Source organism: Brevibacillus fluminis (assembly GCF_003710825.1).
GTDB lineage: Bacteria > Bacillota > Bacilli > Brevibacillales > Brevibacillaceae > Brevibacillus_D > Brevibacillus_D fluminis.
This window is the reverse complement of sequence record NZ_RHHQ01000025.1, coordinates 49,305-74,370: the sequence shown is the minus strand read 5'-3', so window position 1 is coordinate 74,370 and position 25,066 is coordinate 49,305. Positions and strand designations below refer to the sequence as shown.

General features: G+C 49.7%; 27 protein-coding genes and 2 pseudogenes. 9 read left to right on the top strand and 20 right to left on the bottom strand.

What is annotated here, in order from left to right; all coding sequences use genetic code 11:
• Nucleotides 1-59: 59 nt before the first annotated feature.
• The 4 genes from EDM56_RS27450 to EDM56_RS27435 form a co-directional block, all read right to left on the bottom strand.
• On the bottom strand, nucleotides 60-1,448 hold the full coding sequence (locus tag EDM56_RS27450) for an amino acid permease (protein WP_122921135.1): 1,389 nt from the start codon (nucleotides 1,446-1,448) through the stop codon (nucleotides 60-62).
• A 278-nt stretch (nucleotides 1,449-1,726) separates the two neighbouring features.
• A complete protein-coding gene (locus tag EDM56_RS27445; RefSeq protein ID WP_122921134.1) occupies nucleotides 1,727-2,227 on the bottom strand; it encodes a DinB family protein in 501 nt (166 codons plus the stop codon).
• A gap of 150 nt (nucleotides 2,228-2,377) precedes the next feature.
• Entirely contained in the window at nucleotides 2,378-3,454 is a 1,077-nt protein-coding gene (locus tag EDM56_RS27440) for a glycosyl hydrolase family 18 protein (RefSeq protein WP_122921133.1), read from the bottom strand.
• Between the two features lie 130 nt (nucleotides 3,455-3,584).
• Nucleotides 3,585-4,382 carry a (2Fe-2S)-binding protein gene (locus EDM56_RS27435; protein ID WP_122921132.1) on the bottom strand — a complete coding sequence of 266 codons (798 nt, stop codon included), beginning with the start codon at nucleotides 4,380-4,382 and terminating at the stop codon, nucleotides 3,585-3,587.
• A 241-nt stretch (nucleotides 4,383-4,623) separates the two neighbouring features.
• On the opposite strand from EDM56_RS27435, the gene EDM56_RS27430 reads away from it, so the two are divergent.
• Complete coding sequence (locus tag EDM56_RS27430) at nucleotides 4,624-4,962, top strand: rhodanese-like domain-containing protein (RefSeq protein WP_122921131.1); 339 nt, start codon at nucleotides 4,624-4,626, stop codon at nucleotides 4,960-4,962.
• Between the two features lie 105 nt (nucleotides 4,963-5,067).
• On the top strand, nucleotides 5,068-6,282 hold the full coding sequence (locus EDM56_RS27425) for a glycosyl hydrolase family 18 protein (RefSeq protein ID WP_122921130.1): 1,215 nt from the start codon (nucleotides 5,068-5,070) through the stop codon (nucleotides 6,280-6,282).
• 69 nt (nucleotides 6,283-6,351) lie between these two features.
• Here EDM56_RS27425 and EDM56_RS31615 read toward each other — a convergent pair whose 3' ends face one another.
• Nucleotides 6,352-6,495 (bottom strand): hypothetical protein, encoded by a 144-nt coding sequence (locus EDM56_RS31615; protein ID WP_183192609.1) that lies wholly within the window; start codon nucleotides 6,493-6,495, stop codon nucleotides 6,352-6,354.
• A gap of 249 nt (nucleotides 6,496-6,744) precedes the next feature.
• Here EDM56_RS31615 and EDM56_RS27420 point away from each other — a divergent pair, with 249 nt between their 5' ends.
• Nucleotides 6,745-8,052 carry an aminotransferase class I/II-fold pyridoxal phosphate-dependent enzyme gene (locus tag EDM56_RS27420; protein ID WP_122921129.1) on the top strand — a complete coding sequence of 436 codons (1,308 nt, stop codon included), beginning with the start codon at nucleotides 6,745-6,747 and terminating at the stop codon, nucleotides 8,050-8,052.
• Nucleotides 8,053-8,130: 78 nt separating this feature from the next.
• Here EDM56_RS27420 and EDM56_RS27415 read toward each other — a convergent pair whose 3' ends face one another.
• Nucleotides 8,131-8,493 (bottom strand): VOC family protein, encoded by a 363-nt coding sequence (locus EDM56_RS27415; protein ID WP_122921128.1) that lies wholly within the window; start codon nucleotides 8,491-8,493, stop codon nucleotides 8,131-8,133.
• 206 nt (nucleotides 8,494-8,699) lie between these two features.
• Between EDM56_RS27415 and brnQ the strand changes: the two genes are divergently transcribed.
• The gene (brnQ, locus tag EDM56_RS27410; RefSeq protein ID WP_122921127.1) at nucleotides 8,700-10,052 is read left to right on the top strand and encodes a branched-chain amino acid transport system II carrier protein; all 1,353 of its coding nucleotides are present in this window, start codon (nucleotides 8,700-8,702) and stop codon (nucleotides 10,050-10,052) included.
• A 133-nt stretch (nucleotides 10,053-10,185) separates the two neighbouring features.
• Here brnQ and EDM56_RS27405 read toward each other — a convergent pair whose 3' ends face one another.
• From EDM56_RS27405 to EDM56_RS27390, 4 genes and pseudogenes are all read right to left on the bottom strand, one after another.
• Complete coding sequence (locus EDM56_RS27405) at nucleotides 10,186-10,257, bottom strand: NAD(P)H-dependent oxidoreductase (RefSeq protein ID WP_425456371.1); 72 nt, start codon at nucleotides 10,255-10,257, stop codon at nucleotides 10,186-10,188.
• 309 nt (nucleotides 10,258-10,566) lie between these two features.
• A pseudogene (locus EDM56_RS31980) lies at nucleotides 10,567-10,728 on the bottom strand (RNA polymerase subunit sigma-24); the annotation flags it as partial.
• A 57-nt stretch (nucleotides 10,729-10,785) separates the two neighbouring features.
• Nucleotides 10,786-11,970, bottom strand: coding sequence for an NAD(P)/FAD-dependent oxidoreductase (locus tag EDM56_RS27395; RefSeq protein ID WP_122921126.1), 1,185 nt, complete (start codon nucleotides 11,968-11,970; stop codon nucleotides 10,786-10,788).
• A 222-nt stretch (nucleotides 11,971-12,192) separates the two neighbouring features.
• Nucleotides 12,193-12,531: a VOC family protein gene (locus tag EDM56_RS27390; RefSeq protein WP_122921125.1), complete on the bottom strand. Its 339-nt coding sequence runs from the start codon at nucleotides 12,529-12,531 to the stop codon at nucleotides 12,193-12,195.
• Between the two features lie 103 nt (nucleotides 12,532-12,634).
• Here EDM56_RS27390 and EDM56_RS32290 point away from each other — a divergent pair.
• A pseudogene (locus EDM56_RS32290) lies at nucleotides 12,635-12,801 on the top strand (IS110 family transposase); the annotation flags it as partial.
• Between the two features lie 186 nt (nucleotides 12,802-12,987).
• Complete coding sequence (locus EDM56_RS27385; protein WP_122921124.1) at nucleotides 12,988-13,308, top strand: DUF3870 domain-containing protein; 321 nt, start codon at nucleotides 12,988-12,990, stop codon at nucleotides 13,306-13,308.
• Nucleotides 13,309-13,313: 5 nt separating this feature from the next.
• On the opposite strand, the gene lepB is transcribed toward EDM56_RS27385, so the two are convergent.
• The 7 genes from lepB to cobD form a co-directional block, all read right to left on the bottom strand.
• On the bottom strand, nucleotides 13,314-13,877 hold the full coding sequence (gene lepB / locus EDM56_RS27380; RefSeq protein ID WP_122921123.1) for a signal peptidase I: 564 nt from the start codon (nucleotides 13,875-13,877) through the stop codon (nucleotides 13,314-13,316).
• Nucleotides 13,878-14,109: 232 nt separating this feature from the next.
• Nucleotides 14,110-15,069: an adenosylcobinamide-phosphate synthase CbiB gene (gene cbiB / locus EDM56_RS27375; protein WP_122921122.1), complete on the bottom strand. Its 960-nt coding sequence runs from the start codon at nucleotides 15,067-15,069 to the stop codon at nucleotides 14,110-14,112.
• Nucleotide 15,070: 1 nt separating this feature from the next.
• Nucleotides 15,071-15,775, bottom strand: a complete 705-nt coding sequence (locus EDM56_RS27370; protein ID WP_122921121.1) for an adenosylcobinamide amidohydrolase — start codon at nucleotides 15,773-15,775, stop codon at nucleotides 15,071-15,073.
• Complete coding sequence (locus tag EDM56_RS31610; protein WP_183192608.1) at nucleotides 15,772-16,350, bottom strand: histidine phosphatase family protein; 579 nt, start codon at nucleotides 16,348-16,350, stop codon at nucleotides 15,772-15,774. Before EDM56_RS31610 ends, EDM56_RS27370 begins: the two co-directional genes overlap by 4 nt.
• A complete protein-coding gene (cobS, locus tag EDM56_RS27355) occupies nucleotides 16,347-17,084 on the bottom strand; it encodes an adenosylcobinamide-GDP ribazoletransferase (protein WP_122921118.1) in 738 nt (245 codons plus the stop codon). Before cobS ends, EDM56_RS31610 begins: the two co-directional genes overlap by 4 nt.
• Nucleotides 17,081-17,617, bottom strand: coding sequence for a bifunctional adenosylcobinamide kinase/adenosylcobinamide-phosphate guanylyltransferase (gene cobU, locus EDM56_RS27350; protein WP_122921117.1), 537 nt, complete (start codon nucleotides 17,615-17,617; stop codon nucleotides 17,081-17,083). Before cobU ends, cobS begins: the two co-directional genes overlap by 4 nt.
• Nucleotides 17,614-18,711: a threonine-phosphate decarboxylase CobD gene (cobD, locus tag EDM56_RS27345; protein WP_122921116.1), complete on the bottom strand. Its 1,098-nt coding sequence runs from the start codon at nucleotides 18,709-18,711 to the stop codon at nucleotides 17,614-17,616. Before cobD ends, cobU begins: the two co-directional genes overlap by 4 nt.
• Nucleotides 18,712-18,910: 199 nt before the next feature.
• Here cobD and EDM56_RS27340 point away from each other — a divergent pair, with 199 nt between their 5' ends.
• From EDM56_RS27340 to EDM56_RS27330, 3 genes are all read left to right on the top strand, one after another.
• A complete protein-coding gene (locus tag EDM56_RS27340) occupies nucleotides 18,911-19,702 on the top strand; it encodes a hypothetical protein (RefSeq protein WP_122921115.1) in 792 nt (263 codons plus the stop codon).
• 109 nt (nucleotides 19,703-19,811) lie between these two features.
• Nucleotides 19,812-21,002 carry a flagellin lysine-N-methylase gene (gene fliB / locus EDM56_RS27335; protein ID WP_122921114.1) on the top strand — a complete coding sequence of 397 codons (1,191 nt, stop codon included), beginning with the start codon at nucleotides 19,812-19,814 and terminating at the stop codon, nucleotides 21,000-21,002.
• Between the two features lie 94 nt (nucleotides 21,003-21,096).
• Nucleotides 21,097-21,642 carry a hypothetical protein gene (locus tag EDM56_RS27330; RefSeq protein ID WP_122921113.1) on the top strand — a complete coding sequence of 182 codons (546 nt, stop codon included), beginning with the start codon at nucleotides 21,097-21,099 and terminating at the stop codon, nucleotides 21,640-21,642.
• A gap of 163 nt (nucleotides 21,643-21,805) precedes the next feature.
• Here EDM56_RS27330 and EDM56_RS27325 read toward each other — a convergent pair whose 3' ends face one another.
• The 3 genes from EDM56_RS27325 to sigJ all read right to left on the bottom strand — a co-directional run bounded on the left by EDM56_RS27325 (nucleotide 21,806) and on the right by sigJ (nucleotide 25,036).
• Nucleotides 21,806-22,150 carry an immunity 51 family protein gene (locus EDM56_RS27325; protein ID WP_122921112.1) on the bottom strand — a complete coding sequence of 115 codons (345 nt, stop codon included), beginning with the start codon at nucleotides 22,148-22,150 and terminating at the stop codon, nucleotides 21,806-21,808.
• A 232-nt stretch (nucleotides 22,151-22,382) separates the two neighbouring features.
• Nucleotides 22,383-23,795, bottom strand: coding sequence for an amidase family protein (locus EDM56_RS27320; protein ID WP_246009561.1), 1,413 nt, complete (start codon nucleotides 23,793-23,795; stop codon nucleotides 22,383-22,385).
• Between the two features lie 437 nt (nucleotides 23,796-24,232).
• Nucleotides 24,233-25,036 carry an RNA polymerase sigma factor SigJ gene (sigJ, locus tag EDM56_RS27315; RefSeq protein WP_342772417.1) on the bottom strand — a complete coding sequence of 268 codons (804 nt, stop codon included), beginning with the start codon at nucleotides 25,034-25,036 and terminating at the stop codon, nucleotides 24,233-24,235.
• Between the last annotated feature and the right edge of the window lie 30 nt (nucleotides 25,037-25,066).

Here is a 25,066-nt window from a genome sequence, read left to right as displayed (position 1 = left end):
CTTTCCAGCAAAAAAGATAGGGACATCGTCGAGACGTGTCCCTATCTTTTAAATCAGACTTATTTGCGAGCCGAATGATCCGTTTTTCCTCCATCGGGATTCGACTTGCCAACCCCTAACGCATAAAAACTGATCACAACAATAGCCAAGAAAACGATTCCGGCAATCAAGGAAATACGCGTATCATCATTGATCCACATCCCGACCAGAACCATCAGCAAAAAGGCGATCGTGACATAGTTGGTCACAGGCGTTAATGGCATTTTGAATGGATGACTCGCCATTTCGGCTGCTTTTTCTTTGCGGAATCGGATCTGACTGATCAAAATGACAAACCATGGTACCATCCCTGGCAGCACGCTTGCACTGTATACATACACAAACAGATTTTCCGGCGCCAGATAACTCAAAATTACACCGATACCTAATCCCACAATTACGCCGATCGTCCCAAGCAATGGCACGCCGTTGTGCGACAGCTTAGTAAAGATTTTCGGCGCCTGTCCATTCACGCCCAAAGTATAAAGCATGCGACCCGCGCTGTAAATACCGCTGTTACACCCGGACATCGCAGCAGTGATGACCACAAAGTTAATGATCCCTGCAGCTGCGGTAATCCCGATTTTCGCAAAGGTAGCGACAAACGGGCTGCCGATCGCGTGCAGCTGGTTCCATGGGTAAACGGTTACAATGACGAAAATAGCGCCGATGTAGAAAATCAAAATGCGCCAAATGATGCTTTGAATCGCATTGGTCAACGTTTTCCGCGGGTCCTTCGCTTCACCGGCCGTAATACCGATCAGTTCAACGCCCTGGTAAGCCCCGATGACGAGTGACAGTGCAAAGAAAAAGCCTTTCCAGCCACCTGTAAAGAAGCCCCCATTCGCCCACAGGTTGGAGATTCCGATCGCTTGCCCCCCATTGCCAATTCCGAAGAAAATCAGTCCAAGTCCGGCGATGATCATTAAGACGATCGTGACGATTTTTACCATAGCAAACCAAAATTCAAATTCACCGAATGATTTTACCGAAAATAAGTTCGCTGCACCGAGAATCACCATCGCAATGATGCCGGGTATCCAGGCTGGCAAATCCGGAAACCAGTACTTCATGTAAGAGCCGACGGCGATAATTTCGGACATACCGACGACTACCCACTGGAACCAGTTGCTCCAGGCTGTGACATATCCTGCTAAAGGATGGATATACTTATGGCCAAAAGTGGCAAATGAACCCGTGCTCGGTTCGAGGTACAACATTTCCCCCATCGCGCGCATGATGAGAAAGATAAAAATCCCGACGATTGCGTACGCAAGCATGACTGATGGACCTGTCCATTTGATCGTGCTCGCAGACCCCATAAACAACCCAACACCGATTGTGCCGCCCAAAGCGATCATTTGAATATGACGCGCTTTCAGACCCCTTTTCAATTCATTGTTTTCCACTCCAGTACCCCTTCCTCTCAGGTCCTTTGTTTGCCTGTAATTCGGACAGCTACGCAAACGGTTACACAAGTTGGTTTGCACCGATTCACGTCTTCTACCTAGCTTTTCTCCTGAATTACTCGTTTATTGTAATATTTTTTAGTGAGGATAACAAATGTATAAAATAATTAAACAATAGTCAATTTTCCCCCAAATCTGACACCCATAAAAAAACCAGCCAAAACACGCTTGATTGTGCGTGTGCTGACTGGTTTTGCTTTCATTTGCCTCGTTTTTGGTCACAACCCTAATCTCTGTTCCAATTCCTGCTTCTGCCTTCCATGATGACGAAAATGCATCTCGACCAAATCGAACCATTCCCGCGCATTCAACCAGCCAAACCCGCCGTGTTCGACTTTTGCACGCGGATTCACTTCGCCGACTTTTTCGCACCATTCCATCAACCTTTGCTGTACTCGATCAAGGCCGGCAGCGAGGTCTTCTTTACTTTCCGTATTGCTTGGCGTGTTTTCTGGTACGTCCGGCAGCTTGATTTTGATCGGCGGAAAACCTCCACGCGCAAACAACTGCTCGCCACCCTTGGTTTTGCCTAATGGTTGTTCCTCCTTTGCTTGTGAGCAAGCTTCCACATTGTCGAGATACTCCATCCCCACGAGGATCACATGGCTGTACATTTGGCCGAGGGACCAGCTTCCGGGCTCGGGTATATACCTCATCTGTTCAAGCGAATACGTTTGCAAATCGTGTTTGTATCTTTCTATTACGCCCATGTCGTTCATGTAAAATCACTCCTTTTTCGTAGCATTTGTGATCCATGTTACCATCAAATGAAACGATTCGTTTCTCATCCCTTGCGATATTGCTTTGAAGACGTACAAATAAAAAACGCAATCGCTGTTGTGCGACTGCGTTTTTTTCGTGGGTTCCGCTTAATTCGGTAGGCCGAAAACCGACCAGATCGATGGTTTTTCCAGCCCGACTGCCCAAACGGCGACACCTTTTAGCCCATACTTGTCGACCAGTCCAAGTCTCTGTTTCATCGACACTTCGTCTTCTACCCACATTTGATGCTTTAGCCCTTTTTCCATGTATTCCACATAGTTTTGCTTGGCCCGGTCGTCCCATTTTTTTTGCAAGCCTTTTTCCTTGATGATCTGCTCCATCTCCACCATGGTTCGATCGAACTTGTTGGTCCCGTTAGTGGTTGGATCGGTTACCCACTCACGCGTATAGAACGGGGTGGCGAGAATGACCTTTTTGGCGGGAACATCTTTAATCAGCAACTGCACGCCTTCTTCCACCCAAGGCAAGGAAGCGACAGAGCCAACTTTTCCGCCCCCGCCCAAATCCTCGTCATAGCCCATCATTACGATGTAATCTGCCACCTTCCCCAATCCACGGCGGTCAAAGCTGCCCGACCATACTGGGTCTGGATTGGTCCGTGTCACGTCGACGGTCACGACGATGTTGTGCGGTGCCAGCGCTCGCTTGATGGTTGCTACGAATCCGACATAATCATCCCGGTTTTTTTCTTTGATGTTCTCAAAATCAATATTAAGCCCGTCGACCTGGTTGTCGACTAGCGCATTTTTCAGCTTGTTGGCGATCTCTATCTGATTTTTTTTGTTACTGATAATGTCATCGGTGAGATCGGCATCGAATTTGTTGCCAAAAAACGCCCACACTTGCTTTCCTGCTTTGTGTGCCCATTCGACATAGCTCGGATCGACCTCTCCTGCGACCAAGTTGTCTTTGTTCAGCGTAAACCAGCGGGGAGAAACAACATTCATATTCCAGGCGATGCTGCCCTGTTCAATATAGGTAGACGTTGTACCGAACGCATTCCAGCCCAGCACAATCATCCCGGGTTTTCGCGCTGGCTCGCTTTGGCTGATGTGCAGCTCTTGTGTATGCGATTGCTGATTTGCGGGTTGCTGCGCATTCGGACTGCAGCCAAGCAAGAGCGCGATGCAGACGAGCTGAAAACGGTAAAAAAGAGACCTCATACGCAGGCAACAATCCTTTCGCAACGTTTTATGGATCTCTCAAATTATTAGCGTTGCGCAGGAGAATCATGCAGACATGGTTCCTGCCAGTAATTGATCCAAAGTCTGCTGGAAGGTCCGTTCCACTTCCTCAGTTTGCCTGGCTGCTCCTCAATTCCTCTGCTATGACAGCACGTTCGGATTCCTTCATCCGTGGGCATGTGTAGCAATAATGAGCGCCCTCCGTCAAATAATACAGGCAGCAAACGTTTTTTTGCCTGACCTGCTTACTTTCATCGCGCCAGTCCGGGATGTAGCGAATTTTCACATCAAACGGATTTTTTTTGCGACCAAACACATCTGGTGAAAGCTCGCTTTTCAAATAATCGTAATCAGCGGAGATTCTTTGCCTGATCGCACAGGAAGGCGCCGCATCACTGAAATGCTCTAGATAATAGTTGAACTTGGTCGGTAGTTGTCCCCATAATTGACCAACATCGTGCCCGCCTGCTTGCGCTGCTGCTTCCAACAGCGGTCTCATCGTTTCGGCATAGAACCGGCTCAGCGTCTCCTTTCTCCAGCTTGCCCGTTCTGCTTCCTCCGATGGCCCGTCCACTTCCTTCCAGTTCTCGACGACAAAGGCAAATGATGAGTAATCCTGCCCGTCTTCACGGTAAAGCTGGATCGCAAGTTTGGAAAGTGACAGGTCTGGCGCTTTATTTTCCATGGAAAGGGCGTATTGCAAGCATAATGCCAGACTGCTGAGCCAGCTGCCAAAATAAGCGACTGCCGCTTTTGGCTCCTGCGCCTTGATCAGCGGGGCATACGCCTCGAGCAATGCGTTCATGTTACCTGTATGTTGTGCTTCTTTTCCAGAGAGCGAGACGATCGCGTTTTCTTTTTTTTGGAGATGGATCGAAAAATGTTCGGCCAATTGATTGACTTCCATTCAGAATCACCTTGCTCCTCTCACCTATTCAACTGAGAATGATAATCATTTTATGTATTAGCGTCATTGTAATCCAAACTGGTGCGACTTTGCAATGCCAGGAATGGAAAACGTGCGGGTATAAAGCGTTAACCTTGTACGGTTGCCCGATACCTGGACCTATGGTATCTTACTTCCAGAGCTTGTGCTCTGCCTTCATGATTGACGCAGGCATGAAAAAACAAATGCAAGGAGAAAGAACATGGAACATCAACCGCTATCTGTCGACAACCTGGTACAAAAAACAAAGGATAAAGCACCATTGGTGCTCCTCGATGTGCGCGATGCAGAAAAGTTCCGCACAGGAAGCCTGCAGCTAGATGGCGTGCCGCTTTTGCATCTTCCCTATGCTGCGATGCAAGAAAAAAACGGTTTGTCTGAACTGATTGCGAATCTACCTCCAGAAGCACAGATCGTAACGGTCTGCACTTCGGGCAACAAAGCAGAAAAAGCTGCCGCATTGCTGCGGGAACAAGGGCTTACTGCGCTTTCCTTGAATGGTGGACTTACGGCGTGGCGCAAACAGAACGGCGAAAAATAGCGTACTTCTCCTTTTTTTCCAACAATCCTTACCTATTCAAGCCCCTTTCCATCACTTACAATAAATCCCGTCGTTTAGTTTCGTGGGAAAGGGGTTCTTTGACCCTTGAAAAAACTTGTCATACGTATCACATTGCTGCTTCTCGTTTTCTTGCTTCCATTCCCTATACATAGCTCAGCAGCCACCCCTTCGATTACGGTCGTAAAAATCATGGTTCCGAAGGCGTACACGTTCACAGCGGCAACCGTTCAGTCGCACATGGCGGGCACCCTGTCATATGGGGAAGAGTATCCGATTGTTTCAACGGTTCCTACTTTTTATGAAATCCAGATTTTAGGTGGCAAGCAGGTTTGGATCGGGAAAACAAACGTGACAACGAAAACCTATCCGCGCATTGTGCTCGGCTGGAATTCGTTCGGCACGACAGATGATTACATTCGGCAAAGCACGGCTGCCCCCGGGATCAACGTCGTTTCACCGCGCTGGCTTTTTTTGAACAAAAGCACGCTGGTTGATGGAACTGGCGACATCCGCTACGTCAAATGGGCCCATGCGTCCGGCAAAAAAGTTTGGGTATTGCTTGGCAACCACTTTGACGACGTGTTGACCAAAAGCCTGATTGCTGACCCGAAAAAAAGACAAACGCTCGTCACACTTGTCACCAAAAAGCTGGTCGACTTGCAGGCGGATGGGATCAATGTTGATTTCGAAAACATTGCGCCCGAAGACAAGCAGGCATTCGTATCTTTTGTGAAAGAGCTTGCCAGTGCACTGCATCCTTATAAGATGACAGTCTCTGTCGATGTGACGCGCGATAACCCCGATCCTTATTGGTCCGGTTCCTTTGACCGTGCGGCATTGGGAAAAGTGGCGGATTACGTTATCATGATGGGCTATGAGGAGCATTGGGAAACGAGCGATTCTGCCGGTTCCGTCGCGTCCCTCCCTTGGGTAAAGGATGGTCTTCGGCTGCTCCTTCAAGACGTTCCTTCGCAAAAAGTACTGCTCGGAGTGCCGCTTTTCAACCGAGAATGGGTCACGAATGTTTCTACAGGCAAAGTGACGGCGACTGAGCGCACGATGGCACAAGTGGAGCAGCTAATCGCGAGCAAAAAACTGCAAAAACGCTGGGACAGCACGCTTGCCCAAAACTATGTGGAATTCACGGAAAACGGACAGAAGCATCAGATTTGGTTGGAAGACCGTGCTGCAATGGTTTATCGCAAACAGCTGGCCACGACCAACATGCTCGGTGGCATTGCCGCTTGGTATCTAGGAGAAGAGGCGAAAGATGTTTGGCCCGTTCTGGCCACACCTTAATTGGATCACAAAAAGCCCGATGTGTTTCGGAGCATTCCGACACATCGGGCTTTTTGTGATCCAGCAATATCAATCCTCTCGCGGATCAGCAATGGGCGCTTTCGGCGTATCCTTGGTCTCCTCTAACAACGCCACTTCTTCCTGATACATCTCGTGCTTTGTGGCATACGCGCTCACCTGCTGCATCTCTACATTGACTTCCTTTTTATCCATCACGATTCACCCCTCCGTATTGTCTTCGCATCTAGTATTCAGCAGTGCGCCCTTCCTATTCAGCCTATATTTTGTAGTGGCGTTTCCCGAAAAATTTGATTTTACCGATCAACTTTTCACCACCATTTACGTACATTTTTATAATCGTGCGAATTATTATTCGCATTTACACTCGCCCCTTTCCTTGGAAAGAGGTATAATACGATAGAAACCACTTTGATGAATTGAATTGTTGGAAGGAAGGTCATTATGCAGCCATTAGCGCAAAAACTAAACGAAACACTTCAAGCTGAAAATCAGCACGTCTATGACATGCTGTCCGATCTTGGCAAACAGATTTACTTTCCAAAAGAAGGCATTTTGAGTCAATCCGCTGAAGCGAAAGCAAAAGCCAAGAAATATAACGCGACGATCGGGATCGCACTGGAAAACCGCGAGCCGATGCACCTCAAAGTGATTCAAGATACATTGTCCGCGTATGCGCCAAAAGATATTTATGAATATGCGCCGCCTGCCGGCAAACCGGAGCTCCGCACGGCATGGCGCAAAAAAATGATCGAAGAAAATCCTTCGCTTGAAGGAAAAACATTTGGCAACCCTCTCGTAACCAACGCTTTGACACACGGCTTGAGCATCGTTGCTGACCTGTTTGCCGGCCCTGGTGACAGCGTCATCATTCCGGACAAAAACTGGGAAAACTACGAGCTCACTTTCACGATTCGCCGTGGCGCAGAAATCGTAAACTACCCGCTTTACAACGAGCAAGGCACCTTCAACGCAGCTGGTTTGCGCGAATCGATCCTGGCTCAAAAAGAAAAAGGCAAAGCGATTGTTGTCCTCAACTTCCCGAACAACCCAACCGGCTATACGCCAAATGCGACAGAAGGCAAGGAAATCGTTGCTGCAATTCTGGCGGGTGCGGAAGCGGGTATCAATGTGGTCGCTGTAACCGATGATGCATATTTCGGCCTGTTCTTTGAAAACTCGCTGACTGAATCACTGTTTGGTGCGCTCTCCAACCTGCATCCGCGCATTTTGCCGATCAAAGTGGACGGCGCGACAAAAGAAGAATATGTTTGGGGATTCCGTGTAGGCTTCATCACCTACTCCGGCAATAGCGATGCTCTGCTCAGCGCTCTGGAGCAAAAAACGATGGGCATTATCCGTGGAACCATCTCCAGCGGTCCACATCCGTCCCAAACGTTCGTGCTGCATGCGTTGAACTCCCCAGAGTTCCATGCGCAAAAAGAAGAAAAATTCGCGATCATGAAAGGCCGCGCGAACCGCACGAAAGCGGTATTGGACAGCGGCAAGTTCGACGCGGTTTGGGACTACTACCCATTCAACTCCGGCTACTTCATGTGCCTGAAATTGAAGACCGTCGACGCGGAAACGTTGCGGAATCATTTGCTTGAGCAATATGGCGTCGGAACGATTGCACTCGGGGAAACCGACTTGCGCGTGGCGTTCTCTTGCATCGAAGAATCCGATATCGAGGACTTGTTCAACCTGATTCATCAAGGTGTGCTCGATTTGGAAAAAGCCACAGTAAAATAATCGCATAGAAAAAAGGCTGTCCTTTACTCCAAAGGACAGCCTTTTTTCATGGCGTTGCAGAACAAAGATTCACTCACTCTATTCTTTCAGCAAAAACTCGTTTCCATCCGGGTCAACAAATCGCGCATAGGTCCCCCATGGCATTTGATTTAGTTCCTCTAAAAAATCGACGCCGTTTTCTTTCATTTTGGCATAGGTTTCCTGGATATTTGCTGTCTCGAACACGATGGAAGGCTTTCGTTCCTCAGCATCCGGCATCATGGATTTTGGATAAATGACCAGACACGTTTGCGCCTGCGGCGGAGCCAGCTCGATCCAGCTGGCGTCCGGACCCATCGGCTGGTTGCGCTTGACTTCAAAGCCTACCTTTTCCGTCCAAAATGTGAGAGCCTCCTGTTGATTGGAAACATAAACCGCGATTGTTGCCATTTTTGTAATCAAGTCGTTTTCCTCCCTTTTTCGCTTGTCTACTGTATTATTACGCATGTGTTACGTCATTTTCAACGCTCCATGCATGTTTCCGGACAGAGATGGGCATAGTGTGAATACTCGCTCAACTTCTTGAACCCTTCCCTTCTGCGCTATGATCATCTATACTATTTTTTATCGTTTTTTTCAGCCATTCCATTTTGTTAGGAGCACACAACATGAAAGCATTATCGAACAAAGAAATCCTCTCGATCGGCCTCATGCTCTTTGCGCTTTTTTTCGGCGCAGGGAATATGATTTTTCCTCCTTCGATGGGCCTTGCCGCTGGCACTAGCTATACGTCAGCAATTATTGGTTTTATTGTAACGGGTGTCGGCCTGCCACTCTTAGGTGTAGCAGCTATCGCTTTTTCCGGAGGGAATTTGCAGACGATTGCCTCCCGTGTTCACCCGATATTTGGGTTGGTATTCACCGTTGTCATCTATTTGGCCATCGGGCCATTTTTTGGTATCCCGCGTACCGGCAGCGTTGCCTTTGAAATGGGCATGGCTCCCTTTTTGTCACAAGCGGAAGGTGCCAGCAACCTCTCGTTGCTGCTGTATACCGTCATTTATTTTTCCGTGACGTATTGGCTATGCCTGAATCCTTCCAAGTTGGTGGACCGGATCGGCAACCTGCTGACCCCGCTGTTGCTTTTGATTATCGCGATCATTTCAATCCGCAGCCTTGTTGCCCCGATCGGCGATTTCGCTGCGCCTTCCGTTGCCTATCAAAAGGCTCCGTTCATCAAAGGCTTTATTGAAGGCTACCTTACGATGGACACGATCGGCGCGCTTGTTTTTGGCATTGTCGTGTTACAAGCGGTGAAGGAACGTGGTATTACCGACCGACGCCAGCTCGTCAAGACTACACTCACCGCTGGTGTCATTGCAGGCGCCGCCCTGGCGCTCGTCTATGTTGCGCTTGGCTACCTGGGTGCAACCAGCCAATCGATCGCCCATGATGCCCAGAACGGTGGGCAAATCTTGACGATGGTGGTCAACCATCTTTTCGGCTCCTTCGGGAATGTCCTGCTCGGCCTCGCCATCACACTAGCATGTTTGACGACATCTGTCGGGTTGATCACCGCTAGCGGGCAATATTTTGCCAGCTTGTTTCCAAGCTTCTCTTACCGGAAACTGATCGGGATTTTGACATTGTTCAGTACGGTTGTTGCCAATCTCGGTCTCAGCCAAATCATCGCGCTGTCCGTTCCGGTTCTGATCGGCATTTATCCGCTGGCGATTGTGCTCATCATTCTCTCGTTTTTCCATCGGTATTTCCGCGGCTACCGCGCTGTCTATGTCGGCGCGCTCATCGGCACCGCGATCGTCAGCTTGGTCGATGCATTCGTCCAGCTTGGCGTACCTCTCGATGTGATCACCGCATTCTATAACCGCTTGCCGCTTTATCCGGAAGGGATCGGTTGGATTGCACCTGCGCTCGTCGGCGCGCTACTCGGCTATTTGATCGGCAACATGCGAAAGCCACAGCCACGAGTGCAACAGCAACCGCGAATGGATAAAGTTTAACGGTTCGGATCGTTGTTCGTTCATGAAAACAGCCTGGCGTACCACATACGCCAGGCTGTTTTCTTTTCACGTCGATCAAATGCACGTGATCCAAGGTGTAATAGAGCTGCTCTCCGTTATCCGCAAAACCTTACTAAAAAACGCGGTCGATGTAGCCCTTTAGCATAGCTGGCATATTGACACACCACACCGGATAAAAAAACAGTTTTTATCTCAGCATGAGGAGTATGCCAAGTTATTCGATCTGCGGTTAATTCCTAATCAACCTCTAATTACAGATGTTTCCAGGGTTTTATCTCCCTCAGATCTTCATATGTGTTTGAAACGTCAGCTTGATTTCCCTGAGATTTACAGTATGAATTGAAGTGCATTCTGGGACTCAATTACCGGTTTGTGAAATTACCTAGAAATATACCTTGAACGCGTCGGCCAAGATCCGGGCCAATTGATCGACGTTACCTTGTTCAAGGGATGCGAGGAACCGGCTAACCCATTTTCAATTTTATCGCATCGGCGTTACCATTTTGCACAAATACGCCTTCGGCTCCTCCAAACGTTCGGGATGTACGTCGCACGCCTTAAAAAACACGTCCTACACCGTGTCTGCCGCAGAGCCTGTCAACTGATAAGCCAGCGTGAACAGCAGCGCTCTATATTGATCGTACAATTCCTCCACTCGACGCCTCGACTTTTTCGGGCTATTATAAATATTACAATCCTAGTCTCGTTGTTTCTATCGAAGCATACTTGCCCAATCCCATGCCAGCTTCTTGATTTTCCACGCAAGCTTTCCGGTTATGATCATATCAAGTCCCCATTTGCGTACCCACAGCAACCCGCGATTTTCCCCCAAGCCGATGCCGAAACCTTCCATCACCGATTTGTGAACCGGCGCGGGACGACCCTCCAGATCGGCTATCACGATTTTCCCCAGTCGTAACGCTTGCGGCCCAGCTTCTTTGCACGTCATTTGATCCGCCTTGCCGGTTGTCGGATCGACGATTTTCGCACAGTCGCCAATGCTGTATACGCCCGGCACCCCTTGGACGCGATAACATTCATCCACCAGTACCCGGCCATCAGGAGTAAGCGGCAGGCCCATTCCCCGAAGGACCGGATTCGGTATTAGACCAATCGTCCATATACAAAGGGAAGCCGCCAGACAATCGCCATTGTTCAACGTTACCACCCCTGCTTCGTCTCGCATCGCCTTGCGATTGTGAAGCACCGTCACTCCACAATCGTTGAGCGTCTGCTCCAACTTCTGTCCAACTTTCTCAGGCCCTTCCGGGAACACCCGTTCTTGTGCATTTAGCAAATAGATGGAGGTATCGGACGAATTCAGCCCTAGCGCCTCAGCTTCCTTCCGCATCGCGAGCGCCAGCTCGGCGGCCGTCTCGATTCCGCTGATTCCCGCTCCTGCAACCGCGATTGTCATCAGCCGCTTTCGTTCCTCGGGGTTCGTCTCGCCAGTAGCCTTCCGCAGATTGGCACGCCAGTTCATCTGGATGTCTGCAGCGGCTTGCGGGTCGGTCAAGGCGATGCCGCCCTGCTCTGGATCCGGTCGCCGAACGATGCTACCAACCGCCACGACTACAAGGTCATAACGAATTCGGGCATCATTTCCTTGTGCATCCGTATATCGAATTCGTTTTTCCCCACTATCCACGGATGTTACCGTACCTTGCACGAATTCGACTCCATCTGAACAATAATGCGTCCAGGGAACCATAATCTCTTCCCCTGCTGCGGCAGGTCTGAACAACATCACTTTGCGCACATGACTGGGCTGCTTGTCGATCAGTACAAACCGAAACCGCCGTCCGTTCGCCATGCCCCGGGTCGTTTCCTTTATTGCTTTGAGCGCGGCAAGTCCTGCATGGCCACCTCCGATGATTATGCATGTCAGCTCGTTCATCGTTTCTCAGCTCCTTTTACGTTTTGCACATAAAACGATGTAAGGCTCTGATTTGTGACATCTGAAACGAACGAAAAAAATTTTATGAGCCAGTATATTCAGCCGTTCTTTCGTGCCAGTTTGTTGAGTTAATCTGCCAGTTAGCGTAGAAAAGGCAGCCGGTTGTGGAGGCTGCCTTTATGTTTGGATTTTTGAACTATCGATCGCCGTTAGCGGAATCAATTAACACAGAACCTCGACAGTAAATCCACCAGGCGCTCGGACATAGAACGTCCATGCGTGAGATCGTTGTGGGGGTTCCACATCAAACCCATCATCCTTCATGCGTTGATTGATTTCGTTCACCCGATCCTCGCTTTCTTGAATGAAGCCGATATGAAAGGTGTTGGGATAGCTGACTTGCTTACCTTTCATCAAGGTTAGCACTAACCCTCCGTCGTCAAAAAATACAGCGAATGTATTGCCGCGTGTGTTCCCATTTTGCAATCCGAAATATTTCACCAAGAAATCAATTGTAGCTGTAACGTCACTGACTGTTAGATTGAGATGGTTTAATTTCACAAGAACACTTCATCTTCTATAAGGAATTTATTCGTGCAATAACCACACTTTAACACAATATTTGCTAATCTGACCGTTCGTATTATGAGGTTTAGTTACAGCGAGACAGCATGATTCTGTAACTGACCTATACATTCAGATCAAACTACAGTTTCAAGCAGTTTTGGACCAAGTATTTCCGGAATACATGGTGTGTTTGGAGGCTAGTACTCAGCAATTTCACTGAACCCCTTAAAGGCCATCCAATCGTCTTCAAGCACACTTGAGGTCAAGAGCCCCGAAAAAGAAAAAACCCCAATCCCGGTCACACGCCTATGAATGCGTGAGTAGGGATTGGGACGGTGGCGAAAAAAGAGGAAAACCGTAGTTGGAGCTGTTCCTTTCCTTTTGCCGAATCCAGAAAATTCTACTATACTTAACATCATTCCGATACAAGATTAGAGGGGGGCTTTTCATATGAATACTGCAAAAACGTATTTTCTAGCCGGCCATGCGCGACTTCCACAGGGGATGGCTGCGCAAAACGTTTATGAATCCTTGACCATCACAGTCGAAATCGACCGAAAATACGCGGTAATCGTTGAGGCTTCCTGCACGTTGGCCACTCAGCACGGTCGCGATTTCGTCGGCAGCCTACTGAAAGGATTCAGCTTGCGTGATGGCATTGAAGAGATCGTCACGGTCATCCAAAATCATTACCGTGGACGAGCTGCCAACGCTTTAGTCGCTGCCGTACGCGATCTATACAGCCAGTTTGAACAGCTGCACGCAAAATAAGCGGTTTAGTAAAACTTTTTACCCAAGATATGATCGATCGGCACTGCGCCGATGAAGCGGCTATCTTTACTGTTATTGCGGTTGTCACCCATGACGAAAACATGTCCTTCAGGAACGGTGATGGTTTCGGTCTGCGGAATCATCATCTGTTCTTTGATGTAAGGCTCGTTCAATTTCTCCCCATTGCGGTATACCCCGCCATCTTTGAATTCCAATACATCTCCCGGCTTCCCAATAACGCGTTTCACCCAAATGTTGTGGTCGTCCTGATCATTTTCAGACGCTGCTGCGAACAAATGAAGCAGTGGACTTTCCAAAAAATCGTCCTTCAGAGTACGTTCGCGGTCTACACGGCTATCGAGAATAACGATGTCGTTATAATCGGGCGCTTCTTTAAATGTGTGAGGCAATTTGGAAATAAAGATCGTCTGATCATTTTGCAAGGTCGGGAACATCGAGCTTCCCTGCACCTTTGTCGGTTGAACGACGAATACGTTCAACAAAACGGCAACACACAAGGCGAATACGATTGACTTTGTCCAGCTGAAGACTTCCTTCCATACTTTCATCTGCGTTCACTCCTGCCTATATTTGTCGTTATCGTTCCTGCATTGTCACCTGATTCGATACGCACTTATACGTTCTACGAAATACCGGGGCAAATGGTTGCAAAATTTTTTTTTCGATGTCCGTTCGATTTCGTCCTAATTATCGCTAGATCACGTGAAAAAAGCAACCGTTTCGCTCGGATTTCCACTTGTTGCCACAGGTTCGTCCGATCAACCTAGGACTCTCACTATGCTATCGATAGGAGATCAGCAGCAGAACTGCGACAAACAAACCAACCCCAATCAACGCGCCTGTGTGCATGATGGCGACGGTCCGTGGAATATCTTCCGCCTCCAGTGGACGGGTCGGCTCGCCGAGCAGCGCGCGGTGGGATGCCACCCCGCGATATGTATTCAGCCCCCCGAGCTGAATGCCGAGCGCTCCGGCTACACCAGCTTCGGCAAATCCACTGTTTGGACTCGGGTGTTTGCGTGCGTCACGCCGCATCATCCTCCAGGCACCTGTCGCACTTTGTCCGTGCAGCCAAGCCGCTACTACGATGAAAAGCGCGCACAACCTGGCGGGTATGTAGTTGGTCAAATCGTCAAAGCGAGCTGACGCCCACCCGAGATTCAAATAACGCTCATCTTTGTAGCCAACCATCGAGTCGAGCGTATTCGCCGCCCGATAGGCCATCGCCAAGGGTGCTCCACCGATCGCTGCGAAAAAAAGCGGCGAGATAATCGCGTCCACCATGTTTTCCGCGACGGTTTCGACGGCTCCCCGTACGATCTGCGGCTCATCCAGCTTGTCCGTGTCCCTGCCAACAACCATCGATAAAGCTGTACGGGCAGACGACAAATCGCTCTTCTTTAGATGATGAAAAATGTCCATGCCTGCGTCAGCCAACCCTTTGGAAGCGATGGTAGTCGAGATCAGCCAGATTTCCGCAGCCCACGCGAGCCACGGTGAGAGCCGTGACAACGCATAAATCAGCACCCAAATGGCCATATATGAACCACCGACCAGGACAAGCGGAAAAAGCAGCCCCGCCCATTTGAGCGAACGGTCTGAACGGCAGCCTCTGCGGATTTGCTTCTCCAGCCACGAAATGACCCGTCCCATGATCACGACGGGATGAGTCAAAAATCGCGGGTCCCCCACGATGCGGTCTACGATATAGGCAAGCAGAAGGGTTATCGTTGCATGCATCCTACTCCTCCTTTTGTGTTCGAACTGCTTCGAATACGGTCTGATACACATGGCGCGCGATCGCATCGCCTATGGTCGTTGCAGTTCCTGCGAACATGTGGGTTTCCGCGAACCCTTGCTGACTTACGGCCAGCACGATCGCATCGCTCGTCGTACCCGTTGCCAGCTCACCTGTTGCGCTGTAAACCTCCGCATCCTGCATGGCAGCAGCTTTTGCCTCTACGGCTGTCATCAGCGCGTTGACCATCGCTGCATGGCTCATACAACCCTCTATCATCAACACCGTATTAATCGTCCCGCATTGATAGGCTGGATAGGTACGGGCCACTTTTCCCGCGCGCGCGGCATTGCCCGTTCCCGCTGTCGTACATGCTAGCAGGCGAAAGGCATCTCCCTCATCCTCGCTAAATGCGGCATGCGTCAGTTTAGCGGCAGTCATGAGCCCGATCGTACGCTCGGGTGTATACCCCCATGTTAGGAGCTGATCGCGCATCATTGATTGCGGATCTGCTGCCCGATATGTAAGTGGAACTTTCCAATTGACGATCGCGTCGGCATAGCCAAAACCGCCTCCCCAGACCGCACTGCTGATTGTCTCCAGCTTTTTGGTGGAGCAAAAGTGCAGATGATCGGGCTGGTAGGTGACGGTGATCCAATCAAGCGCAGTCGAGCGATAGATATCCTCGTTTCGGAATGGCTGCGTCATTCCCGCCTCCACTCCCTTCCATCCCAGTTTGCGATGACAAAATCGCTGCATGATATGCCTGGCACTGTCCAATAGCTTGATTCGTCGCCTGCAAGCCATTTGCTGAGAAACCAGCGTAACGGTCCACCATGTGTTACGCAAACGATCGTCTTCTGCTCTTGACACTCCAGTTGTCCGAGCAGCCATGCATCGAACCGTTCGCCCAAGCTACGCAGCGTCTCGCCAGCCGGCGGCGACAGCGTAAACGGATCGTCATACCAGTGGTACAGCTGCTTCGGATCTTTTTGCATTACTTCATTATATGTATGTAAATCCCAATCACCGAAATCGAGCTCGCGCAACGAAGGGACTGGTTCCGGCACCAATCCGTGGATATCACCGATCGCTCGCGCCGTCTCCATCGCGCGCGTGAGATCGCTTGCGTACAGCTGTCCGATCGATTCGAGCGCCAATCGCTTGGCCGTATGTGCCGCCTGCTCCCGCCCTTTTTCACTGAGCGGCACATCGGTATGCCCGACATAGCGCCCTGCTAGGTTCGCTTCTGTCTCTGCATGCCTCACCCATATCCATCTCATAAGCCAATCCTCTCCACAATCAACAAAAATGCGAGCAACATCGCTTCCGTCCCTTCCACGATCGTGCCATAGCAGTCGCCTGTCATCCCGCCAAGCTTGCTCACCAAAGAACGCGCAACCAGCCATGCCCCTAAAAGCGCTGCGCCAAAAGCGAGGAGTCCGCCTACCCCGACCAACCAAGCGATCACGCCTAGCGTGACAATGCCACCAGCGATCAGCTTCCAAGGAGATAGTCCGTCCCTCAGTCCACTCCCTAATCCGCGTTCTGATAAGTACGGGAAAAACCAGATGACGCCCGTCAATGCAAAGCGCGCGCCCGCAGTCGCAGCGACAAGCCATGCCGCGGAATGAGACAGCTCCAAAATCGCCGCCCCTTTGAACAGCAAAAGCAGCACGCAGGCGATCACACCCATCGCGCCGACTCGGCTGTCTTTCATGATGGCAAGCATACGCTCCCGGTCACGATTGCTGCCGAGCCCGTCCGCCACATCCATCCAGCCATCCAGATGCAACCCGCCTGTCAAATAGACCCAGCTTCCCAGCACGAGGATGCTGGCAACCACGGGCGGAAACAAAGCGGACGCAAGCCATGTGATCCCCCACAAAATAAATCCGAGAATCACACCCACCACCGGATAATACGCTACGCTGTTTGTCCAATCGCGCGTCTCTGTAGAAAGCCGCGGTACCGGCAAACGTGTCAAAAATGCGACTGCATGAAAAAACGCCTTCATCCTTTAATCCTCACAGGGATGCCGGACATAACAGCAACGACTTCATCAGCAGCTGAGGCGACAAGTTGGTTGGCTTCACCTAGCACATCTTGAAACCATCTCCCCAACCTCGACATCGCAATCCCTCCGTACCCTACTTCATCTGTGATCACAATGACTCGCTGCCGACGCGCTTTCATCTGCTCCAACCACGCTCCGAGCTCGCTCAATATCGCATCGTTCACGCCCTGATCACGCATTTGCTCCTCTGGAACCTTCACCAGCTGATTGCTGACCCATGTGGTCAAGCTGTCAAGCAAAACCGTTTCCTCCGCCTCAAAGTGCCCGATCGTGCCAACCAAAGATTCCGGCGCTTCCAGCGTCCGCCAATGCGAGGGACGTTGAATTTGATGCTGTGTAATCCGGTCGCGCATCTCCGCATCCGTGACCATCCCGGTCGCTACGTAGATCACTTTGTCTGATTCAGCCGCTCGTTCCTCGCCGATGCGGCTTTTGCCGGAACGCACGCCGCCTGTGATAAGAATCACACTCATGACGATCGCTCCTCCTGTTCAATCACATCGGCAAACCCCATGAGCAGACGATCATTTTCCACTCTCGTGCGCACAGCGACGCGAATGTGCTCGGGAGCCAGGCCCGGATACATCGAGCAGCTGCGAATCAGAATGCCGCGCCTGCCCAGCTTTTCCTGCATCCACTCCGCAGACATACCCTTCGGCAGCCGAATCAGCAAGAAGTTCGCTTCACCGGCCGTTACGTCCCACCCTAATCGGTCGGCAATAAATTGCGACATATGCTGGCGCTCCCGTTTGATCAGCTCGCGTGTACATACCACGTATTCATCTTCTGCAAGGCACGCCTCACCCGCAATCAATGCCAGTTGGTTGACGCTCCAGGTGATCTGCTTTGTCCGCATCCCTTCGATGACGTCGGGATGGGCGAGCGTATAGCCGAGCCTGAGCCCGGGGATCGCATACATTTTCGTCATGGAGCGAATCAAGAGCACGCGCGAAAACCGCGCCAACGCAGGCAATAGCGTGAACTGCCTGTGCGGCTCGGCAAAATCGAGAAACGCTTCGTCCACTACCAGCCATGTGCCCGCTGCTTGCGCGGCTTCCGCGAATGCGAGCAATTCCTCTTGGCTGTAGATGACGCCGGTCGGATTATTCGGAGTCCCGATGAAAACAAGCTCCGACGAGCGAATCAACGCTTCCACTTCTTCTCGTTTCGGCTTGTACGAAGGAGCTGCACCATAAATCCCGCTCACGTCTGCCCCATATTTGCCCGACAGCTCCGTATATTCGGAAAAGCATGGATAGAGCACGCCAACCTTCTTTACGGCGAGATGCTGCAAGGCGAGCGCCATACATTCAGCAGCTCCGTTGCCGATCAACAGCCATTCAGCCGGCACGCCGAGCTTTTGTGCCAAAGCGTGGCGAAAGCGGCGATGTCCGGGATCAGGATAGTGGATCATTCGTCCAAGCTCCTGATGCAGCTTGGCGACAACCGTTTCCGGCGGGCCGAGCGGATTGATGTTTGCGGAGAAATCAAGCCACTCCTGCTTGCCGAATTCTTGCTCGGCTGTCTGCAAATCTCCGCCATGCCCGTATTTTTCGATTTGAACCATGTCGTTTTCTCCTTTTTCAAAAACAGGCTCCCCAACAAGTGAACGGAACCTGCGACCGTGTTAATTACCATTGTTGTCCAAGATTTTACCACACCTCATGCTCGAATTGAACGGACCGTCCCTCATTGCTCGTATAATTCGTTGTTTTCCCCGCAAAATATGGGGAGAATAACAAGGATTAGGAAGCGAGGTCTCCGTCATGAATCGAAACCGGCTTATCGTTGCCATCACCACTGTCTTGCTTCTTTGCAGCCAAACATTTCTTCCTACTATTTACGCTGATCCACAGCCGCACGGACCTGCACCTGTCGTCGGTTTTGTGCTTTCCGAGCAGCAGGCAGATGTAACCGGTGATCAGACAGCCGATACCGTTACCTTGATCGGCAACAAGAAAAACCCGCAAGATGTGTACAACCCGTCGTTTACCATTATGGTGTACAATCCACCTGTCAAAGGCTATACCTTTTTCACTACGACAGACGGCGGTTACAATCCACGCATGCAGTTCTACGACTTTACCGGCGATAAAGTAGCGGAGATTTTTCTCTCGGCCTCCACAGGCGGCAGCAGTGGTGTCTCCACCTTCCATTTGTACTCGGCGCGGGCCAACCAACCAAAAGAGCTTCCAACACCGCCGCCCCTCACGCTCTCCGGACAATTTCTCGATAACTACAAAGTAAAAATCAACGTAGCGGAACAAAACAAGGCGTATACGATCGACGTATCCAACCGCAAACAGCAGTACGACAACTTGGGCATCTACCAAAACGGCCGGTTGGTCAAGCCAACACCGATCATGACGAATGACTATGCCGAACTGCGACCTGTCGACATCAATAATGACGGCATTTACGATTTGCAAGGGTTCCAACGCGTCAGCGGTGCTTTTAATGCAGATACGTTGGGCTACGTCATCTCGATCTGGAAATGGGACCGCGCCCAAAACAAGTGGGCATTGATGAACACGACGTTCCAACCTCAACAGCCGTAACGCACATCACTACAGCCTAGCCGTTCTCCAGCCAAAAAAGGAGCATCGGCTTTTTGCCTGTTTGCTGTTATAATGGGGGGCATGCCTTACATTCATAAAGGAGTTATCCATGACCAAATCTTTTTACAACAGTGCCAACTACATGAAAGACTTTCAATGCCTCGGTGACACGTGCGAGGATACGTGCTGCCAAGGCTGGTATGTCGACATCGATAAAAAAACGTTCGTCAAATACAAGCGGATTCCGGACAAAAAGCTGAAAAGACGGCTCCATATGCACATCCGCCGCAATAAGATGAAAACCTCTTTTTCCGATTATGCGACGATCAAATTCCCAAAAGGTGGATTTTGTCCATTTCTCAATACGGAAAAGCTTTGCTCCATTCAACTGGAGCTGGGGCCGACGTACCTGTCCCGCACCTGTGCAACCTATCCGCGCCAATACAACATGGTTTTTGATCGACATGAGCTGACCGGTGCCTGTTCCTGCCCGGAGGTAGCACGTCTCGTCCTGCTGAACCGCGACGGCATCCGCATAACTGAGGAACGCGAGCTGCTGCCTGCTGACCCCGTTATCGACAACTTGCTCGACGACCCTGACCTGGAGCCGTCCTTTGAGTATATCCGCCACTTTGTATTGGACGTTCTGCAGCACCGCACAATCAGCATCGAAGACCGCCTGCTCGTCCTCGGCAGCTTTTTCGCCGATTTTTCTTATGAAAAGCTGTCCCGTATCAAAAAGCGGATCAAGGATTACCGCGACATACTCGACAGAGACGCGGTGGCAGAGTTGGTTGCGGAATTGCCAATTGAACCCGATGTCCAGTTCGCCTATTTCCGCCAGACGATCGAAACGCATGTGCAAAGCTACGTATCAAATCAACGCTATCTTGAACTGGTGGATTTGTGTCGCCAAGGCTGGGAAACGCACGATCGGTTTACTACCGCCTATCACAGCTATTATCGACCATTCATGATAGAGCATGAATATATGATGGAAAACTATTTGGTCAATCATGTGCTCTCTCAACTGTTCCCGATAGCTGGCATCGAAAAAGGAAAAGAACCGTTTAACGAGTGGATGCTTATGGTACTTCATTATACAACGGCTAAGTATCATTTGATCGCACTCTCCGCTTCGCAGCAAGGGTTGACACCCGATTTGGTTGTCCGCATGATGCAGTCGTACGCTCGGACGTATGAGCACGACATCAGCTATTTTTCGAACGAAATCAAGCATTTGCAGGAAGACGGGCTTACGACGCTTCCGTTCATGTCGATCCTACTGAAAAACGAATAGCCCTTAACTTTCCAATGACGCACGCTGCATAACTGCTCGTCCGAACATCCACAGTAGAGTATGAATGAAATTGGATGGTGAGGAGGCTTTTTGGATGCGTGTGCTAGGCTATTTTGGATTCGCCTGTTTGCTTTTGATCAGTTTGCTGCAGTGTCAGGTAGCTTTGGCACAGCGACCGGATATCGCTAAGCTTGAATTGGACACAACACCGGCGGCAAATGCCCGTCAGCTGGCGCAAAAGTCCACACTGATTGTGTCGGCATGGGCAAACAGCAGCTTTCATTCGTTTCCCACCGGGAAAAAAATCGGTACGCACCAGATTGTGAACTATATCCAGACACTGCAGGTCAACGATGTGATCAAAGGCGCATCGCCAAGGCTCATTCGACTCGTTTCGGTCGGCATCGAGCCGCTTCCCGACGCGAAAGATCCCTTGAACGAAAAATATCCCGGACCATTGGCGGAGGGAAACTATGTATTTTTTCTGCATCCGGTCAAAGGGACGAGCTATTATTCGCTCACTGGCATATGGCAAGGGGTATATCCGTTGTTTGACGGGAAAACAGTTTCGCTGACTAAGACAGGGTTTGCTGAATACAATGGGTTGAATGTGGAGCAGATGAAACAAAGGGTCCGGTAGCGAGGTTTTTTGTTCGAATGGGTCTGTAAATACGCGGGCCGAATCGTCTGTGAAGTAAACGAGTGAATGATCGAAATCATGGAAACAGCGGCTCCCGACCGGCTTAGTACGGTACGGGAATGCCGCTGTTTTATTCGCCGCTCGATAAACGAATTGCATGAACTCAATCCAACTCTGCGCGCGAGAACAAATCCACTATGGTAGCGGCATCCTCACACGCATCCTTGAAGCCAAGCGTAAAAAGTTCCAGCGCCTCCCGATCATCAGAATACGCGCAGAACATATCCCCTTCTGGATCAAAATGAATGCGGTCAATCAGTTGAGGCATTTTCTCAGTGAGAAAGACAGCCGCCAGCGACCCCCAGTCATAACCATTCCCTTCAAATCCTTCATCAGCGCGTGTTTCAAAAATTTCATGTTTATAGGCACCGACAGTCAAGATCAACGACATGCTGCCTGAATCATGTTCAACAAGCAAAAACGGCTTAATTTTATCTACAATCTCCATAATCCTCTCACCCATCTTCTTGAATTTTTACGTATTATTCGATTTCCAAGATGATCCCCCTTCCTTCCATAATTAGCTAACTTTTGCAAAAAAACAAGTCTTCCTACATTCTTTATCCTAGAAAAAGAGCCACAGATCCGCCAAATGGGATCAGTAACTCTTATTGAACGAAGATTCTCGTTGTGATAAGGATGGAAACCAACGATTGAACGGGCGAACGGGTTTGACCGTTTTATCTTGGGTCGATCGGCGTACGAATGGTTGCATGCGCTTCAATGATTTCAGCTGCATCAAATACTGTGTCTTCCCGGAATTTCCTACCGATAATCTGAACTCCTACAGGGAGTCCACCAACAACCGACATGGGAACCGAAAGTGCCGGAACACCAAACACTGCGACTGACATCATCGACCACTGAGCTGCCACTACGCGACGCATATTCTCCACACTCGTAATGTCCGCGTCCTGTTCGAATGCTTGCTCAGCTGAGCTAGGAAGCAGCAATAATGGATAATCCTCCATAATTTGTTGCAGTTGAACAATGAGCGCACCACGACGCGCGTATCCACGGAGTACATCAGAAAGCTGTGGCGCTGCCCCCCACCACTCCTCTCCAATAGCAAAGAAGTTTTTCGCCGACTGTTTAATTTCCTCATCCCCAAATTGTTCAACCAACGGCATCGCAGTTCGGAAATCTTCCATACACAGCAAATGCCAAAGTTTATATGCCTCAGCGAATTGAGGCATTTCAACCTCCTCCACCATATAACCAGCAGCGGTTAACCTGGCAGCTGCTTCATCCAATGTTTGGTTAACTGCGGTACTTGGCGGGGCGATGCCAACATCTTTTACTAATCCTACACGGATCGGACGCTTCAGCGGCTCACCAATTAAAGGAACCGGAACAAAAGTCGGATCATCCGGGGAAAACTGACTCATGCTTGCAAGGGCTAGTCGAAGATCCCCTACTGTGCGAGCTAGCGGTCCCTGTACACCCATCGTCTGGATGGAGAGCGAGTACCCCATTTTGGACCAACTGGGTATCCGGCCCACCGTAGGACGTAGACCTGCCACGCCGCATGCATAGGCTGGATAACGGATGGAACCTGCTAAATCATTCCCGTGGGCAATGGGCACCATGCCAGTTGCTACAGCGACGGCAGCACCTCCACTGGAACCTCCAGGTGTTCGGGAGCCATCCCAAGGATTGAGGGTCTTGCCATGCAGTTGGTTATTTGTAAACCAGCGAAACGAAAATGCAGGAGTATTGCTCCGACCAACCAAGACTGCCCCAGCTTTTCGTAAGTTAGCAACCTGCGGACTATCGTTCGCGGAAATATTATCACGAAATGCGGGAGCCCCTTCCGTAGTCGCAAGACCCGCTTGATCCGTATTCACTTTAATCGAAACCGGTACTCCATGTAGCGGACCAAGAGGTTCCCCCGATTTGAGTGCCCGATCTGCCGCTTCCGCACTTGCAATGGCTTCGTCTCGAGAGACTTCTACTATCGCGTTCACTTTCGGATTCACTGCTTCAATACGTTGTAAGCAACTTTCTACCGCCTCACGGGAGGATACTTTCTTTGTTCGAATTGCCTGCGCTAATTCCCCTGCCGTCCATTTCCAAATTTCCTCTGTCTTCATTAAATAATTTCCTCCCATCGTCATCATTTAATCGAATTTATGATTTTGCATTATGACTCTGTGTCTTCATACTCGCATCGGCTCTAAGCGGTCAACCTCCTCGTCCAAAACGCCGGCCCCAAGCGAAGAACGAGCGTTTCTGCTTTTACTTGTACTAATAAGCAAATATTCTGCCAATACAAATAAAAGCAAAATACGGTAAGCGTAACCGTATATTTGGATGCAACGAGGCACAAAAAACGGGAACATCTGGCGTATTTTCACCCATTTATCCCATTCACCCCATTTCTCAGGAACTACCAAGGCAAAAAAGGCTCACTTTCTCAGAAAAAGAACCACAGATCCGCCAAGTCGGATTTGTGGCTCTTCTCTCTTGCTCTATTACCTGCTTCACAACTTGAGGCATTAACGACTGATACACAAGAGCAAATCGCTTATTATACATGTCGTAGTTTATCCGGATTTGCTACGACATAGATCGTTTGGATTTGATTATTTTTAAAAGTAAATGAGTATATATATTGAATATTTTCATCTATTTTGATTCGAATCCCCGGCAACCCGTTTACTGTAAGGAACGAATAAGAATATCTCCCTTCATACATGCTAAGCAGATTTTGATGAAAATTGATGACTTTATCAAAGCCAAAGATGGGAATTTGCGCAGCTCTTACTTTGCCGCCGCCGTCTGAATAGAAAACGACATTTTCACTGACTAGCTCAAGCAGTTTGTTCCTATTTCCTTGTAGTAGCGAATTCACAAACTCGTTTATTTGCCCCTCTGCCATCGAGATCGAAGGAGGCTGATCAGGATCGAAATGAATGCTTTTTTTGGCTCGATGATAGATTTGTCGGCAATTTGTACTGCTTTTTCCAATCATTTCAGCTACTTCATCATACGAATAACGAAAGATCTCACGGAGCAAGAATACTGCTCTTTCTACAGCGTTTAGTTGTTGCAAAAGCAAAAGGTACGCCGTGGAAATTGATTCGTGTTGTAAATACGCATCTGATGGATCTCCTCCCAGAGCATTTTTCTCGATCAGGGGCTCTGGCAGCCAAGGCCCAACGTACAGTTCTCGTTTCCTTGCCGACGAGCGGAGAAGGTCTAGACACCGGTTCGTGACGATCTTGTATAAAAATGCTCTCTCATTGTGAATTGCGGCGGAATCGTGCAACTGATCATATGCGAGAAAGGCTTCTTGAACAATGTCTTCTGCATCCATAACACTCCCGAGCATCCGATACGCTAACGAAAAAAGAGGAGTTTT